Origin of the sequence: Chitinophaga sp. (assembly GCF_035538455.1) — a bacterium.
In the GTDB taxonomy this organism is placed as follows: domain Bacteria; phylum Bacteroidota; class Bacteroidia; order Chitinophagales; family Chitinophagaceae; genus Chitinophaga.
The window spans coordinates 1-16438 of record NZ_DATLKJ010000030.1; the positions used below are offsets into that span (position 1 = coordinate 1).

General features: G+C 45.2%; 19 protein-coding genes and 4 tRNA genes. 16 read left to right on the forward strand and 7 right to left on the reverse strand.

All coding sequences use genetic code 11. The features are described 5' to 3' along the window. Positions 1–175 precede the first annotated feature (175 nt). The gene (gene rpmI, locus VM802_RS02850; protein WP_325527769.1) at positions 176–373 is read left to right on the forward strand and encodes a 50S ribosomal protein L35; all 198 of its coding nucleotides are present in this window, start codon (positions 176–178) and stop codon (positions 371–373) included. A 52-nt stretch (positions 374–425) separates the two neighbouring features. Next, positions 426–770 (forward strand): 50S ribosomal protein L20, encoded by a 345-nt coding sequence (gene rplT, locus VM802_RS02855; protein WP_127035355.1) that lies wholly within the window; start codon positions 426–428, stop codon positions 768–770. A 3-nt stretch (positions 771–773) separates the two neighbouring features. Here the strand turns inward: rplT and ispE are convergent, their stop codons facing one another. The 4 genes from ispE to VM802_RS02875 all read right to left on the reverse strand — a co-directional run bounded on the left by ispE (position 774) and on the right by VM802_RS02875 (position 4185). Next, positions 774–1583 carry a 4-(cytidine 5'-diphospho)-2-C-methyl-D-erythritol kinase gene (ispE, locus tag VM802_RS02860; RefSeq protein ID WP_325527773.1) on the reverse strand — a complete coding sequence of 270 codons (810 nt, stop codon included), beginning with the start codon at positions 1581–1583 and terminating at the stop codon, positions 774–776. A 74-nt stretch (positions 1584–1657) separates the two neighbouring features. Next, entirely contained in the window at positions 1658–2257 is a 600-nt protein-coding gene (locus VM802_RS02865) for a bifunctional nuclease family protein (protein WP_325527775.1), read from the reverse strand. Between the two features lie 174 nt (positions 2258–2431). After that, a complete protein-coding gene (locus tag VM802_RS02870) occupies positions 2432–3400 on the reverse strand; it encodes an electron transfer flavoprotein subunit alpha/FixB family protein (protein ID WP_325527777.1) in 969 nt (322 codons plus the stop codon). A gap of 44 nt (positions 3401–3444) precedes the next feature. Continuing rightward, positions 3445–4185 (reverse strand): electron transfer flavoprotein subunit beta/FixA family protein, encoded by a 741-nt coding sequence (locus tag VM802_RS02875; RefSeq protein WP_325527779.1) that lies wholly within the window; start codon positions 4183–4185, stop codon positions 3445–3447. A gap of 155 nt (positions 4186–4340) precedes the next feature. Between VM802_RS02875 and VM802_RS02880 the strand changes: the two genes are divergently transcribed. Together VM802_RS02880 and tilS are read left to right on the forward strand one after the other, a co-directional pair. Further along, complete coding sequence (locus VM802_RS02880; RefSeq protein ID WP_325527781.1) at positions 4341–4652, forward strand: tetratricopeptide repeat protein; 312 nt, start codon at positions 4341–4343, stop codon at positions 4650–4652. A gap of 22 nt (positions 4653–4674) precedes the next feature. Continuing rightward, positions 4675–6009, forward strand: a complete 1335-nt coding sequence (gene tilS / locus VM802_RS02885; protein WP_325527783.1) for a tRNA lysidine(34) synthetase TilS — start codon at positions 4675–4677, stop codon at positions 6007–6009. Between the two features lie 209 nt (positions 6010–6218). On the opposite strand, the gene VM802_RS02890 is transcribed toward tilS, so the two are convergent. Further along, entirely contained in the window at positions 6219–6827 is a 609-nt protein-coding gene (locus VM802_RS02890; protein WP_325527785.1) for a rhomboid family intramembrane serine protease, read from the reverse strand. A gap of 29 nt (positions 6828–6856) precedes the next feature. Next, a complete protein-coding gene (locus tag VM802_RS02895) occupies positions 6857–7330 on the reverse strand; it encodes a 23S rRNA (pseudouridine(1915)-N(3))-methyltransferase RlmH (RefSeq protein WP_325527787.1) in 474 nt (157 codons plus the stop codon). A gap of 125 nt (positions 7331–7455) precedes the next feature. On the opposite strand from VM802_RS02895, the gene VM802_RS02900 reads away from it, so the two are divergent. The 8 genes from VM802_RS02900 to VM802_RS02930 all read left to right on the forward strand — a co-directional run bounded on the left by VM802_RS02900 (position 7456) and on the right by VM802_RS02930 (position 13514). Beyond that, a tRNA-Arg gene (locus tag VM802_RS02900) sits at positions 7456–7529 on the forward strand. Positions 7530–7945: 416 nt separating this feature from the next. After that, a complete protein-coding gene (locus VM802_RS32295) occupies positions 7946–8200 on the forward strand; it encodes a class I lanthipeptide (RefSeq protein ID WP_414647030.1) in 255 nt (84 codons plus the stop codon). 273 nt (positions 8201–8473) lie between these two features. Beyond that, a complete protein-coding gene (locus VM802_RS02905; RefSeq protein WP_325527789.1) occupies positions 8474–9001 on the forward strand; it encodes a GNAT family N-acetyltransferase in 528 nt (175 codons plus the stop codon). A gap of 132 nt (positions 9002–9133) precedes the next feature. Continuing rightward, entirely contained in the window at positions 9134–10288 is a 1155-nt protein-coding gene (locus VM802_RS02910) for an HlyD family secretion protein (protein WP_325527791.1), read from the forward strand. Between the two features lie 54 nt (positions 10289–10342). Further along, entirely contained in the window at positions 10343–12529 is a 2187-nt protein-coding gene (locus VM802_RS02915; protein WP_325527793.1) for a peptidase domain-containing ABC transporter, read from the forward strand. A 91-nt stretch (positions 12530–12620) separates the two neighbouring features. Beyond that, entirely contained in the window at positions 12621–12857 is a 237-nt protein-coding gene (locus VM802_RS02920; RefSeq protein WP_325527795.1) for a hypothetical protein, read from the forward strand. A gap of 103 nt (positions 12858–12960) precedes the next feature. Continuing rightward, positions 12961–13179 (forward strand): hypothetical protein, encoded by a 219-nt coding sequence (locus VM802_RS02925; RefSeq protein ID WP_325527797.1) that lies wholly within the window; start codon positions 12961–12963, stop codon positions 13177–13179. Between the two features lie 122 nt (positions 13180–13301). Continuing rightward, positions 13302–13514 (forward strand): hypothetical protein, encoded by a 213-nt coding sequence (locus VM802_RS02930; RefSeq protein ID WP_325527799.1) that lies wholly within the window; start codon positions 13302–13304, stop codon positions 13512–13514. Between the two features lie 191 nt (positions 13515–13705). On the opposite strand, the gene VM802_RS02935 is transcribed toward VM802_RS02930, so the two are convergent. Further along, positions 13706–13930, reverse strand: a complete 225-nt coding sequence (locus VM802_RS02935; RefSeq protein WP_325527801.1) for a hypothetical protein — start codon at positions 13928–13930, stop codon at positions 13706–13708. 250 nt (positions 13931–14180) lie between these two features. Here VM802_RS02935 and VM802_RS02940 point away from each other — a divergent pair. The 4 genes from VM802_RS02940 (at position 14181) to VM802_RS02955 (ending at position 16435) form a co-directional block, all read left to right on the forward strand. Continuing rightward, positions 14181–14254: transfer RNA gene (locus tag VM802_RS02940), tRNA-Arg, on the forward strand. A gap of 290 nt (positions 14255–14544) precedes the next feature. Next, the gene (locus VM802_RS02945) at positions 14545–15864 is read left to right on the forward strand and encodes a DUF3108 domain-containing protein (protein ID WP_325527803.1); all 1320 of its coding nucleotides are present in this window, start codon (positions 14545–14547) and stop codon (positions 15862–15864) included. Between the two features lie 208 nt (positions 15865–16072). Next, a tRNA-Arg gene (locus tag VM802_RS02950) sits at positions 16073–16146 on the forward strand. A 215-nt stretch (positions 16147–16361) separates the two neighbouring features. Next, positions 16362–16435 (forward strand) — tRNA-Arg (locus VM802_RS02955). Positions 16436–16438: the final 3 nt, after the last annotated feature.

A 16438-nucleotide genomic window follows, 5' to 3' on the forward strand; every position in this document is an offset into this window, starting at 1 on the left:
ACCAACTTTACAAGCATGGGTATGGAGAATGGAAAAATTGATTGTCAATTGCTTAAAGCGGGAGAAAAAAGTAACTAAAAAGTTATCCACATTAGACAATAAGCCTGATTTATTTCTATGGGCTTATGTATTATTAAATTATTTTCCTACCTTTGCAGACCAAATTTGATGTAAGATGCCCAAAGTAAAGACACATTCCCGTGCCAAGAAAACGTTCAAGATTGGTGGGAACGGACAGATTAAGCGGTTCAAGGCCTTCAAAAGCCACTTACTGACTAAGAAAGCTACAAAGAGAAAACGTAGCCTGAGAGGCAGTACCCTGGTTCACGAAGCAAACCTTAACCTGGTTAAGAGAATGCTTGGCCTGCGCTAGTCATCTGTCAAAGAGAAAACACAATTTTATAACCTGAGAAAAAAAAGACAAAATGCCTCGTTCAGTTAACGCCGTAGCTTCAAGAGCCCGTAGAAAACGGATCTTAAAGCAAGCCAAAGGCTTTTACGGCAAAAGAAAGAATGTTTACACCGTAGCGAAAAACGTCCTTGAAAAAGGTCTGACTTACAGCTACGTGGGTCGTAAACTGAAGAAAAGAAACTACCGTCAGCTGTGGATCGCTCGTATCAACGCTGCCGTAAGAGCAGAAGGATTGACCTATTCTGTGTTCATGAACAAATTAGCTGGTAAAAACATCGACCTGAACAGAAAAGTTCTGGCTGATCTGGCTATGAATGAGCCTGAAACTTTCAAAAAGCTGGTAGCTTCTGTAAAGTAAGAATTACTTAATTGCAAATACCCGATAGCTGGCATCCCACAGGATGTCAGCTATTTTGTTTTTAGGGAATATCCCGATAATGGCAGAGCCGCTACCGCTCATGGCCGCATATACTGCCCCATGAGCATACATCTTCGCCTTGATCTCCTGCAATGCAGGGTGTGCACGGAATACGGGCTCCTCAAAATCATTCTTCATCACGTCTTTCCACTCACTCACAGGCAGGGTGATCGTATCCAGCAACGAATGCGCTGCCGCCTGTGGCCGGATCTGTCCGAATGCCCATCCGGTGTTTACATGAATGCCTGGATGCACCAGCAGGAAAGAGTAACCGGTAAGGTCCAGCGATATGGGTTCCATCACCTCTCCGCGACCCGTGGCAAAGCAGGGCTTATTATAGATAAAGAAAGGACAATCACTTCCCAGTCTTGCAGCGTAATCAATCAGCTGTATATCACTTAATCCCAGCTGGTACTTACTGTTTAGTAGCATCAACATGAAGGCTGCATCTGAAGAACCACCTCCCAGGCCTGCGCCGATAGGGATGTGTTTGTGCAGATGAATGCTTACCGGCTGCAGCTCAGGGAAATCCTGTTGCAGCAGGTGAAATGCTTTCAGGCACAGGTTATCTGCTGCATTACCCGGAACGGCAATACCACTGCTCTGAAATGTCAACGCTGTATCGCTGATCACCTCCAGGGCATCCTTTACGGGCAGGGGAAAGAACACTGTTTCCAGTTCATGATAGCCATCCGGGCGTTTGCCGGTAATATAAAGGCCCAGGTTAATCTTACAGTTAGGAAAAACAATCATGTAGCATACCTTACACAGCAAAATAACAGCAGCAGAAACCTCCTGCCAACTGCATTTACCCGTTCAATGAAAATTTATTTGCTTTTACGGCTATTGATTTCGTCGCGAATAGCGATGGCGCGTATGTAATCCTCCTGTTCCAGTACTTCCTGCAACAGTTGCGTCAGTTCTTCCACGTTCATGGATTTCAGGTCGTCTTCAGCGCCACGCTCATGTTCGGAGATAGTGGGAGTAACGGGCTTGGTACTTTTTTTACCAGCCGGATCATCCAGCAGAATACCAGCGCTGTTGAGGATGTTTTCGAAAGTGTAGATGGGGCAACCAAAACGCACGGCCAGTGCCAGGGCGTCTGATGTGCGGGAGTCTATTTCAATGGTTTCGTCGTTACTGGAACAGATAAGCTTCGAATAAAAAATGCCCTCCTGGAGATTACTGATCACTACTTCATGCAGCTCAATATTGAACGCATTCATAAAGTTTTTCATCAGGTCATGTGTAAGAGGGCGGCTGGGTTGCATTTTCTCTAGAGCCACTGCGATCGCCTGCGCTTCAAAGCCTCCGATTACAATAGGCAAACGGCGTAACCCATTTACCTCTCCTAATACCACGGCATATGAATGAGTCTGCGTAATGCTGTGCGATAAAGCAACTATTTCCAGTTCTATTTTTCTCATATCTGTCTTGCGTTGTCGCTGAATAGTTTGTAAGACCGTGAAGTTAGAAAAATATTCCTTATCTAAAAAAAAGACTATGAATATTTAGTCGGCTGATAATTTGTTTATTTGGATATTTTACCCTTGGATATTTGGGGTAACCAGGGTAAAATATCCAAATATAATGACGTTCGATTATTGTTTAAATTGTTTAACCGCCTCTGTTAATTTAGGCACTACTTCAAATGCGTCGCCAACGATGCCATAGTCTGCCGCTTTGAAGAATGGCGCTTCCGGATCTTTGTTGATCACTACGATAACCTTACTGCCATTTACACCCGCGAGATGCTGGATAGCGCCTGAAATACCAATGGCAATATAGAGGTTGGGGCGAACGGTAAGGCCGGTCTGGCCTACGTGCTCGTGATGAGGACGCCAGCCTGCATCTGCAACAGGACGGGAGCTGGCAGTAGCTGCACCCAGAACTTTAGCCAGGTCTTCCACGATACCCCAGTTCTCAGGGCCTTTCAATCCACGACCACCACTTACAATGATTTCTGCTTCTGTCAACGGAACATCACCGCTTACCGTTTCCACTTTCACTACTTTCACCTTGAAGTCGGCATCGCTGATAGTAGCCGCAAATGCTTCTACCGTAGCAGTTCCTGAACCAGGTGTAAGCGGGAAGGTATTAGGAAGAACAGCAATCACTTTTCTGTCTGAAGTGATATTGATATTAGCGAATGCCTTTCCGGAGAATACATTTTTCTTTACCACAAAACCATTACTGGTATCGGGGTAGGAGATGGCGCCTGCTACCAGGCCGGCTTTCAGCCTTGCTGCTACACGGGGTGCTATCGCTTTTCCGTCAAAGTTGTGCGGAAATACGATCACTTTGGCGCCTTCTTTTTCGGCAGCTTCAGCGATCACTTTGGTGAATGCTGTGCTTTCCACTTCATGCAGGCGGTTATCGGCTACATACAGTACTTTGCTCACACCGTAGTTACCGAGGGCTGCCAGTTCTGCATTTTCAGCAGGGCCCAGTACCACTGCTGTTGCTGTAGTGCCCAGTTGTGCTGCTACTTTAGCGCCGTATTGCACCGCTTCGAAAGAAGCTTTCTTTATTTTTCCATTTGCCTGATCAGCGAATATTAATATAGACATGTAGTAAGTTGATTAGTAGTTGAGAAAATAATTTACCGGGGAAATCAGATTACTTTGGCTTCTTCATGAAGCAGTTTCACCAGCTCAGATACATTATCAGGGCTGATCATTTTCACACCGGCCTTGGCAGGTGGCAGCTCAAAGCTCACCACGCTGGTAAGGTTTTCTGCAGCTACAGGCTCTACTACAGTCAGGGGTTTGGTACGGGCCGCCATGATACCACGCATGTTGGGGATACGGGCTTCAGCCATTCCTTTCTGGCAGGAAACCACCACCGGCAGCGATACCTGGCAGATCTCCTCACCACCTTCTATTTCCCTGTTGATAGTGGCAGTAGTGCCGCTCAGATCAAACTTCGCAGCAATGGAAACATAAGGAAGGTCCAGCAGTTCCGCTACCATACCGCCGATGCTGGAACCGTTATAGTCAATGGTTTCTTTTCCTGTAAAAACGATGTCGTATTGTTGTGCCTTTGCATGGGCAGCTATCTGTGAAGCAATATAGTAGCTGTCTGCACTGTCTGCATTGATACGGTAAGCCTGATCGCCTCCCAATGCCAGCGCCTTGCGGATTACAGGTTCGCAGTCTGCTCCACCAACAGTAATCAGGTGCACATCAGCGCCAACTGTTTCTTTCAGCTCCAGTGCTCTTACCAGTGCATACCATTCGTCGTAGGGGTTAATAATAAACTGGACACCAGCCTCATTGAATTTCGTGTTATTGTCCGTGAAAGCTATTTTTGCAGTCGTGTCCGGAGTTTTACTGATACAAACTAAAATCTTCATGGCCTTAAACTGTTTGGTTTAAAAATGCGGTAATAGCAAATATATTTAAATAATATACGCCAACCGCTGTATAGTCATATGATTTTCATCAGCCCTGAAAAGTTGATATATAGGTTAAAAAAATAATTTATAAAGGACCAGCAAAATAAGACCAGATGGATAGAATAGCGCAAATAAAACAGTTCCTCGAGAAAACCCCGAACGACAGTTTCCTGAAACATGCCCTGGCGCTGGAGTACATCAAACTGAATGATGACCAGGCTGCCAGGCAGCTTTTTGAAGAACTGCTGGCACATGAACCAGGATACGTAGGTTCCTATTATCACCTGGGTAAACTACTGGAACGCCTGGGCGAACGTGATGCCGCCATCAGTACCTATGAAAAGGGAATGGAAATGGCCAAAGCAGGCAATGAACGCCATGCCTATAATGAATTACAGTCTGCATACGAAGACCTGATATATTGATTGATAATCCAACAAGCAGAGGATGCCGCAACACTTAATAACACAATTCAAAGAATACATAGCTCAGCAGAAATTGTATGACCCTTCGCAGCGTGTGCTGCTGGCTGTCAGCGGGGGAGTAGACTCCGTGGTGATGCTGCACCTCTTTAAGGAAGCCGGTTTTCAGGCAGGCATTGCACATTGCAATTTTCAGCTGAGGGACCAGGAGTCAGAAAGAGATGAACAGTTTGTGAAAGACCTGGCTGCCAGACTGGAACTACCATTGCATACAGTCAGGTTTGATACAAATGAATATACAGCCAGGCATAATGTAAGTATACAGGTAGCCGCCAGGGAGCTGCGTTACAACTGGCTGGAGGAAACCCGGCAACAGGGAGGTTATGCATTCATTGCTACCGCACATCATATGCAGGATGGCGTAGAAACCGCCCTGATGAACTTCTGCAAAGGTACCGGCATTGCCGGTTTGCATGGAATCCTGCCTAAACAGGAACATATCATCCGCCCGCTGCTGTTTGCAGAAAAGGCTGCACTCGTGGCATATGCCGCATTGCGGAGGATTGAGTATGTGGAAGACAGCTCCAATATAACAGATAAGTATACACGAAATTTCTTCCGTCATCATATTATTCCTCTCATGCAGGAAGCATTTCCTGCTGCCGTGAAAAATATGGATAACAGTATCTCCCGGATACGGGAAGCCGAAACCCTTTACCAGCAGGCAATGGAGCGGCACCGTAAACGATTGCTGGTGCAGCAGGGAGATAACTGGATGGTACCCGTACTGAAATTACAGAAGAGCGTGCCACTGCAAACAATTGCCTGGGAGCTGTTCCGCGGCTTCGGCTGCTCCTCTGCACAGGTACAGCAGGTACTGGCATTGCTGCAGAGCGAATCCGGACACTATGTGGAAACGGCCACACACCGCATTATCCGCAACCGCCAATGGCTGCTCATCACGCCGGTGACAACTGTTGCCGCACCATTACAGGTCATAGACGCCGCACCTGCACGCATCACTTATGAACGTGGTACATTACATATCCGGCAGCAGGAGAGAAGTAACGCTGCTATTCCGTCCGCGCCTTCCGTTGCCTGGCTGGATGCCACACAGGTCAAATTCCCGTTGATACTGAGAAAATGGAAACAGGGCGATTACTTTTATCCACTAGGTATGCGCAAGAAGAAAAAACTCAGCCGCTTCCTCATTGATCAGAAGTTATCATTGCCGGAGAAAGAAAATGTATGGGTGATCGAATCCGATAAACGCATCGTATGGATCATAGGCATGAGGATAGACGACAGATTCAAGATCATGCCCGGCACAAAAGAGATCGTAGCCATTGAGAATATTTAGGGATTTTGGGAACTTAAATTGCAATGGATATTGTCTGAACTGTGATTTTTATGATTTGTTTGATTCTTCTGATATGCGAAGATTGTAAGGTAAAATAATGGAAATAAACGCGAATACTTCTTTAGAGAATATCTTACTATAAGATCTTCGCATATCAGAAGAATCAAACAAATCATAAAAATCACAGTTCAGACAATATCCGCTACATACTAAAACCGGTGCAATAATTTACCGATGAAGAACGTACCAATTTCCGGATGAAAGACCAACGGGAATACAATCCCGAATATTGCGCCCCACAAGTGAGCACTGTGATCCACGTTACTGCCCCCTTTCCTTGACATATACGCGGAGATGGCGAGGAAGAGTACCCCGTAAATAATAGCCGGGACCGGCAATACAAAGAATATACGGATGGTTGTCCACGGCTCCACCATAATGAAGGTAAACAGCACGGCAGATATAGCTCCGGACGCCCCGATAGAAGAATAATACTGATTGTTCCTGTGACGCAGGAAAGACGGAATATCCGCTACTATAATGCCCAGTATGTAATAAAGCGGAAATACCAGTTTGCTGCCAAAGAGAAACTGAAACACATTTTCCACATACTCCCCGAAGAAAAGAAGGGTGAGCATATTAAACAACAGGTGCTGCATATCGCCATGTACAAAACCCGAGGTGATGAAGCGGTAATACTGGTTATGCCTGCTCACCATATAGGGCTGCATGCTCAATTTGTCCAGCTGGTCATAGTTGTTCAGCGCCGTATAGGAGATCAGGGAGGTAATAATAATGATAATGATGCTGGTAGACATAAGCTCGAGTTGTTAGACTATAAATGTAACTATTGATGATGATATTTCTCGCGATTCAAAACGGTGTAGGCGCGATACAATTGTTCCGTGAAGATGAGCCTTACCAGCTGGTGCGGAAAGGTCAGCGGGGAGAGCGATAACTGAAGCTGTGCGCGTTGCAACAGCGAAGCATCTATACCAAATGCGCCGCCAATCAGGATAATAAGCTGGCGGGTACCGGCATTGGTGCGTTGCTGGAGGAAGTCGGCAAATTGGACGGTGGTCATCATTTTGCCCTTTTCATCCAGCGCCAGCAGGTAGTCTGTTGGCTGAAGCATATCCATAATGATTTTCGCTTCCTGCTTCTTTAATTCAGGTACGGACAAACTGGCGGCCTGCTTTACTGTGGGAATGAGCTTTACCTCAAAGTCAACATAGTGTTGCAGCCTCTTTTGAAATACAGCAATGCCGTCCCTGATGTAGGGATCATGTTCCTTTCCTATGCTCCAGAGTTGAATTTTCACCTGCTATAATCGTTAAATAGTTGCCATCAAAGTAAGTGTAAATCAAAATATTACAGAAATTTTTTCCGAAGAATTTGGCAATTAGAAAAAAACGGCTACCTTTGCAATCCTATCACGAAAAAGATGGCTCCGTAGCTCAATTGAATAGAGCATCTGACTACGGATCAGAAGGTTTCAGGTTTGAATCCTGACGGGGTCACAAACATTCAAGAGGTTGATTCAGCAATGGGTCAACCTCTTTTGTTTTACCTCCCTCCGAAGAGCAGATAACCACTTTCCATATAGCAACATCCTGGGATTATCAAATGTATAGTATATTAACGCCGAAATAGAGGTGGATTTGATGCGGACATGACCCACAGATGTGCCTGTCGTAGGGTACCCTGGGCAGAGTTGTATACGTATAAAGCGCACTCTAATAATGCAAGTATAGTATCACTATCAGGCAATTTGAGATAATAATCCGTTAGCCTGGACTGGCCACAAAAACCATCTATAACATATTTCTTTCCAACGGCTCAATCATTATGGCTTAATGCTAAACTATACTACTGTTTTCCGCTTTTATAATGAAACTTGGAAGCTGTTTATTAACCTTCACCAAAAAATGATGTTATGAAAAAAAAAATCCCCAAAAAATTATCGCTTCGGAAAATCACCATAACCAATCTAAGCCCTGCCAGCCAACAACGCATCAATGGTGGCATTGATATAGGTTTTACTTTTAATCCCAATAGCTGTGTCGTGTATTGTGAGCCCTACACATTGGCCGTTAGTTGTAGGATTACCGCCTGTCTATGTACTATGACTCCTAGTTGTCGATATACCGCCTGTGACGTATGCGACCTTTCCCGTGTGATCAACTGTTAAATCAGGAATACCAGTATCGTTGGTCTGTTGAAATGACCTGTTCCGCCCGCCTCCGGTTCAGGTCTTTTTGCTTTGCATATTTTGAGCGGGTTTTGTAACTTCGCATCATGGATATTGTCTGAACATACCTTCCCGCAGCCACTCTATATGGCTTCTGTTTCTCTCACGCTTAACGGGAAGGGATATAATCTCATTTTATTTTACTATTCATCACTGATCAGCACAACATTAGTCTGTGTCAGTTGTCATTTATATAAATAATATTTATCAACGATGAATTTATCATCCATTACTATACAACAGGAAACGGAAAACGACAGACAAGCCGTATTCACTGTAAATCAACGTGCATTTCAGCGTGACGAAGAAGCGCTGCTCGTAGACCGCCTGCGTACCAGTGAAGCCTTTATACCTCAGCTTTCGCTGGTTTCCAGGGTAGATAATAAAGTAGCAGGGCATATCCTTTTCACAGAAATCGGCATACGCCAACCGGACGGAAATATCAGCCAGGCGCTGGCATTGGCGCCCATGGCAGTATTGCCGGAATATCAAAGTAAAGGAATCGGCGGACAGCTGATAAGGCATGGCCTGGAAGTAGCCAGAAGCCTTGGGTATAAGGCTGTAATTGTACTTGGGCATGAACATTATTATCCCAGGTTTGGGTTTGTGCCGGCTGCAAAATGGAATATAACAGCACCATTCCCGGTTCCATCAGCCAATTTCTTGGCGCTGGAACTGGTGCCGGACGCTCTCGGCAACGTTGCCGGAGAAGTAATATATGCGCCGGAATTCGGCCTTTAGTAAACCTTTAGTAAAAAGCTGTCAGCCTCCCGCTGGCGGCTTTTTATTTTTTCCATTTTAGCGAACAATTCCCCCCCGGAATCTATTATGTATATATACAGATATCCGAATCACCTTCTTTAATCAGCCGTGATGCCCTATTTATTCAGAACAGAAATAATGCAGCATTCGGTATACACCTGGTTGCCGAAAGTGAAAGTCCGCACTCAGGTGATTTATACAATTGTGTTGCTCTCCATCCTTGCAGCCCTGGCCGCATTGCCTTTTATTTATGTAGATGTATCCGTAGCCGCTACCGGCCTGGTAAGACCTGTCATAGAAAAAAATGAACTGCATAGCATGGTGGCTGGCACCATCGATAAAATTTTTGTTAAAGACGGAGAGAGAGTAACCCAGGGGCAGGTATTACTACGGCTGCAAACAGACATCAACAACAGTAAACTCTTGCAGAATTCTCTCGAGATGGGAGAGAAGGAAACCTATATTCATGATCTTACTATTCTAGCGTCCGGTGATACTTCAGGCCTTCGCTCCGCACTTTACCAGCAACAATACAACCGCTCCAAATCTTCGCTGCTGGAGCAGGAGGCGGCGGTCAACAAGCTGAAGTCAGATATGGAGATGTACGAAAAACTATATGATGAAAAGGTGATTGCCAAAAAAGAATATGCTGACAGGAAGTATGATTATGAAAAAAGCATGGCGACTTACCAGTCAACACTCGAGCAGCAGCGCAGTACATGGCAGGAGGAGCTGAGCCGCCTTCGTATGGAAAGCGTGCGCTTACAGGCTGATAACCGGCAATTGTCGAAAGAGAAGGAATGGAACCTGATCAAAGCGCCTGTAAGTGGTACCATGCAGCAGTTTTATGGCCGGTATCCGGGCTCTTATGTGCAGGCAAATGATCTGTTGGGAGTCATTTCGCCTGATTCAAACCTGGTGGCAGAATGTTATGTTTCCCCCAAAGATATTGGTTATCTGAGGAAAGACATGCCTGTTAAGTTCCAGGTGGAGGCATTTAACTACAATGAATGGGGTGTGGTGGAAGGAAAGATAACATCCATCGACAATGACTTTATTTTGATGGACAACAAGCCTGTATTTAAGGTGAAGTGTATTTTCAATAACACAGAAGTGAGCACAGTTAAAGGAGTAAAAGGGACGCTCAAAAAAGGGATGACATTACAAGCCAGATTTATTCTCACAAAGCGTAGTTTATATCAGCTCTTATACGATAAAACAGACGACTGGATGAACCCCGGTAGAAAACAGAAAGTTAGTTCCTGACTACTAACAGCTATTAGGCGAAATACTTAGTTCCTATATACTTAATGTCCATGCATGGGAAGGTATAATTCCGTTCCGTTAAAGCGGCGCGTCCGTGTAAAGCAGCGTGATATCACTGACTGCGGCGCGGCCTGTCTTGCTTCTGTTGCAGCCTACTACCGGCTGCAACTGCCGGTGGCCCGTATCAGGCAATATGCCGGTACCGATAAAAAAGGCACCAATGTTTTAGGAATGATCACGGCTGCACAGCAGCTGGGCTTCCAGGCAAAAGGAGCCAAAGGTGCTTTTGAGTCGCTGGCCAATATTCCGAAGCCTGCTATTGTGCACATCGTAGTGAAGGAAGTGCTGGATCACTTTGTGGTACTTTACCAGATGACCCGCCGGCACGTAGTGGTGATGGACCCTATTGACGGCGCCTTTCACCGCATCTCTCATAACGACTTCAAAAAAACATGGACCGGTACGGTGATACTGTTATTGCCCGATGAAGGCTTCAACACTGGTAACTTCAGGACCTCCAATCTGCAACGCTTCTGGACGTTGTTGCGGCCACACGGTGCTGTACTTACCCAGACCGTGTTTGGAGCCATAATATATACAGTGCTTGGGCTCTCTACTTCCATCTATATCCAGAAAATTGTAGACAATGTACTGGTGGAAGGTAACAAGAATCTACTGAATCTCCTGAGTGTTTCCATGCTGCTGATCCTGTTGCTGCAATTCCTTATTGGTAATATCAAAAGCATCTTCGCCGTCAAAACGGGGCAGCAACTGGATGCACGCCTTATACTGGGATATTACAAGCATCTGCTGAAACTGCCGCAGCAGTTTTTTGATACGATGCGTGTTGGTGAGATTACATCACGTATTAACGATGCCGTGAAGATACGGGCCTTCATCAACGAGGTGGCAGTGAGCGTGGTGGTGAATACGTTTATTGTGATATTTTCCTTTGTATTGATGTTCCTCTATTACTGGAAACTGGCGCTGATCATGCTGGTTATCATTCCGCTGTTTGCCATTATTTACGAGGTGAGCAACCACCTGAATAAGAAGCTGCAACGGCGACTAATGGAAGATAATGCAGAACTGGGGAGCCAGCTGGTAGAGTCATTGAATGGAGTGGCTACTATCAGGCGTTTTGCGCTGGAAGAATATGCCAATACAAAAACGGAGAATCGTTTTGTAAAGCTGCTGAAAACGATTTACCGGTCATCACTTGGCAATATGTATATTGGCAGTTTTGCGAATCTTGCTACCAGTGCCTTTACGGTAGTGGCGTTGTGGATCGGCGCCGGATATGTATTACAGCGGGAGCTGAGCCCGGGTGCTTTGTTGTCGTTCTATTCAATCATCGGGTATTTCACCGGACCGGCTGTTGCATTGATAACCGCCAACAAAAGCATGCAGGATGCATTGATAGCGGCCGACAGGCTATTTGAGATCATGGACCTGGAGCAGGAAGACCATGCACATAAAATGATGGCAGCAGAAGGAATGAATGGTGATATAACCTTCAACAAGATCGGATTCAGCTATGGTAGCCGTGTGGAGGTATTCCGTGATTTCAGCATGCATATCAACCGGGGCCGTATTACGGCTGTAGTGGGAGAGAGCGGTTCCGGCAAATCCACGTTGATGGCCCTGTTGCAGTACATCTATCCGTTGAATGACGGGAACATTTCTATCGGGAATGTCGACATCAGATATGTACATCCGGAGAGCCTGCGCAGATTGGTGAGCGTAGTGCCGCAGAATGTGGATCTCTTTGCGGGCACTATCGCGGAGAATATTGCGGTGGGTGAATTTGAGCCGGATATGGAGAAAGTAATCACCATTGCACAGCAACTGGGCATGCAGGAGTTTATCGAAAAAATGCCACAGGGTTTTCATACAATGTTGGGCGAGCATGGTGTAAACCTTTCTGGTGGGCAGCGGCAGCGTATTGCTATTGCGCGCGCCTTGTACCGAGATCCTGAAATACTGATACTGGACGAAGCCACCTCTTCACTGGACCCGGTATCTGATTTCTATGTACAGCGCGTGATGGAAGATCTGCGTAATGAAGGTAAAACGATCATCGTTATTGCGCACAGGCTCAGCACTGTTGTGAATGCAGACAAGATAGCCGTGTTGCAAGAGGGCGCGCTGGTAGAAGAAGGTACGCATCAGCAGCTGATGGCGATGAATACGGTGTATGCGAACTTGTGGAGTCATCACCAGGGAATGATCAAGTACTAGAGCTGTCTTTCATCGTCCAATATAAAAACGGGGTAGCCGAAAACCGTATTTTACAGAGTAGGTAATTTTTAATCCCTTAATTATGTCTATTATGAAAACAAGATCAGATCAACTTGAACTAAGTCAGTACGGGCTCACCGAAATGAATACTGAGGAAATGTGGGGCACTAATGGTGGTGGGATTGTAGGAAATATTCTCGGTGGGGTTATCAACCTTGTGACAAGCCTGGGTGGAGTAGTAGGTCCAGTACTGGCAGCAGGAGTTGGGTTGATAGTGACTACAATACCCAACTTACTCGCCCTATTGTTGGACATTGGCAGAAAATGATCCCGTTGGCGCGTTGTCGTTCATCGTCAAATATAAAAACGGGGTAGCCGAAAACCGTATCTAACAGAGTAGGTGTTTTTTAACTCCTTAAATTATGTCTATTATGAAAACGAGATCAGATCAACTTGAACTGAGCCAGTACAGGCTCACTGAAATGAATGCTGAAGAAATGAGAACCACTAATGGTGGCGGGCTTGTAGATGATATTATACTTGGGGTTGGGAGAGTAGTATTGGGCGGTGTGGGGTTGTTAGCGATAGGGATATATGGTTTTGTGATCGGCATCGGTTTGTTGGTAGCCGTAATTACAGGAAAGGTTTGACTGTCACGGTGGAATGATCGAGTATTATTGGGCATCTTTCATCATCCAATATAAAAAACGGGGTAGCCGAAAACCGTATCTAACAGAGTAGGTGTTTTTTTATTCATTTAATCATATCCATTATGAAAACAAGATCAAATCAACTTGAACTGAGCCAATACGGGCTCACTGAAATGGATGCTCAGGAAATGAAAGCCACTAATGGTGGTGGCCTTATTGACGGCGTATGGTGGGCTGTCTGGGGTTCTGTATACGCCGCATTGGCGTTGGTACCAGGCGGCGGCCTGTTAAGTGCCCTGTTATCTCTGGTGGTAGGTACACCCCCTGCTCATTAATGCCTGAGTGACAATTTAATCCTGGTTTGGTAATCTTTTCTGAACAAATAACCATTACAGGAATGAAATATCGAACCGAGTCGCAGTATCCGCATAATAACCCATAGATTGATATGGCAGCGGGTCCGCATAGTATATAAGAAGCCGGAATTCTTTTCCGGCTTCTTTTTTTACTTTTAGCTACAGGGGTACTACCGTGTACAGCAACATTGCGGACCGGCAGGAGTTTGCCGGCATTGTGACTGGAAATAACCTGCCTGGCTGCATAGGGTGCTGCACCGTGTAACGGGGATATGCCCCGGGGTGCCACAGGCTACAGATCCCTGACGGGGATCGACTACATTACAGTAATAGATAGGAAAGGCTGAACTACCGCCTTTGATTTTTTTTAGTTCTTCTCTGGTGATTTTTCTCATAACGCGCGTTTTGTAGTGAATATACACCGCGTTTCCGCTATTGAGCTTCAGTATGCCGGTGTTCTATCAAGCCTTTTACCCAAGGAGTTTAGACAGGAATGGCCGCCAAAAAAGAGCCCCTTTGTTAGGCTTCTTTTTTATACGAATGGTTATTCGTATATGCATACACGGTAGTCATCGTTCTAAAAAAGGCAACAAAAAATTTGTTTAATTTAAAACTAATACTACATTTGCAACCCCAATAGGGAATGGCTTCGTAGCTCAACTGAATAGAGCATCTGACTACGGATCAGAAGGTTTCTGGTTTGAATCCAGACGAGGTCACACTAAGGACAGGTCATGAAAGCTTGACCTGTCCTTTTTATTTAGGCCAGCGTCCTATATTCTTCATTTGCCTACTTTACGGATCTGTTTCTCTGGCAGATTTTCCTTCTTACAAAAAGGAAAAATAGTAGCGAGGAAAAAAAACTTCAGCAATAAAACTCCCAAACCAATAAATACCTGGAAACAGGTATAAATGAAATCCTCCTTTACAAGGAGGGTAATAAGTCGTAATAACATTTAAATTTGGGGGGAGAATGCCACTATACATCTGATCAAACCATTTAACCGATATGATAGTTAGGAATTTTAAATTTCTCTGTGCCACTGGAATGTTAACAGGGTTGCTGTTTACAACGGGAGTGAGTCATGCACAGAAGACGCTGACGCCAGGAAGCGTGTCGCTTGATGCAAAAGGGCTGAAGGACGGTAAATATGAACTGGCCTGTTTTGTGGCCGATGGTGCCGAACAGACAGAGATCGGTACCCTTACCATCGACATCAGGAACATCGGCGCCACGGTCGCCATTTATACGACCATGAATATGAAGGACTCCGACAACAAGTGGGGAGACACCACCATTGTTGACAAAGCCACTTTCAAACCTATTTACCGGTCTGCATATAACAACACCCGTGACCTCGTACTGAAATATGGCAAAGAGGTAACCGGCTACTATTACGATAAGAAAACCCACAAGAAAACTGTTATCAAGGATGCATTAAAGGAGCCTGTTTTTGATGGCTACAGTTACCCTCAGCTGCTAACAATGCTCCCGCTGACTTCAGGCTACAGCGCCAGCCTGCCCGTATACTACTATGAGCCAGATAAGCCGGTACACGTAAATAACACGGTAATTGAAGAGGTGGCAACAAACCGGCATGTGAGCAGCCTTACCGGTACTCACAACGTGTGGGAAGTGAGTGTAGTTGAGCAGGCAACCGGCGACAGGTGCCTCTATTACATCGATAAGGACACCCGCAGGATATGGAAGATCGGGCTTCTTTCCAATGGGCATTCGATAATGATGCTGGATAAAGAAACTGATTTTAACCCCCTCAAAAGCACATTCGACAGAGAGGCTACTGTAAAAATGTTGAAATCAGGCAGCGCAGTTATCAGCGGACAAGCCTTTACCAGGGACAATGAAAAGGCGGGACGGCTTACCATCAAGGCGATTAATATGAACCCGAAACAGTTTGCCCCACAAGGAACCAGGATTGCTTTAATCCCTTACACCGATTACTTCAAGGAGTGGATGAAACTGAGTGAGGCGGCCAGGAAGAAGGGAACGGTAGTGCCGCTGCCGAAAGAGTTTTCTGAATGTTGTGTTAAGGCGACAACCGTCTATGATGATAAAGGGCATTTTGAATTTGTAAACCTGATGCCAGGCAGCTACCTGCTTTATACAGAGTTTGATTACATTCATAATGACCGAAGAGCGGAAGCAACAAGTTATACGGATCATTATATCAATGGTATGTACCAGGGTACATCTGCTACTCTTGAAGATAAAGATCATTTCCAGGGTGCTTCAACCGTGGTGAAGAAGATTGTGGAGATCAGCAAGGAGGGAGAGAAGGTAGAAGTGAAATTGAGGAAGCTCCAATAAATCCGTAAGGGGTTACAGATTGTGTTACAATTACGGGGATTGATTCAGCAATGAGTCGATCCCTTTTGCTTTGTAGGGAAGTCTGCCTGTTGCTTATGCTCAATGAAACCTCATTATCAGTCATCTGAATTATAGGAATAAAAAAAATATAAATAATTCTTGTTAAGATGATCTCTAGTTACTACTTTTGCAATCCCCAAACGGGAACGGCTTCATAGCTCAACTGAATAGAGCATCTGACTACGGATCAGAAGGTTTCAGGTTTGAATCCTGATGAGGTCACAAAGAAAAGGGGCTGTCTCAAAAGTAATTGAGACAGCCCCTTAATTCTTATGTTATAAAGGCATGCTGCGGAGAAACTACGAGTGAAGTTAAAGGAGATACCACACAATATCCTGATTCGTATATTCGTCGGCGGTAGTCATTCTTTCAAAATAAACTGAAAAAAATTTGTTTAATTTAAAACTAATACTACATTTGCAACCCCAATAGGGAATGGCTTCGTAGCTCAACTGAATAGAGCATCTGACTACGGATCAGAAGGTTTCTGGTTTGAATCCAGACGAGGTCACAA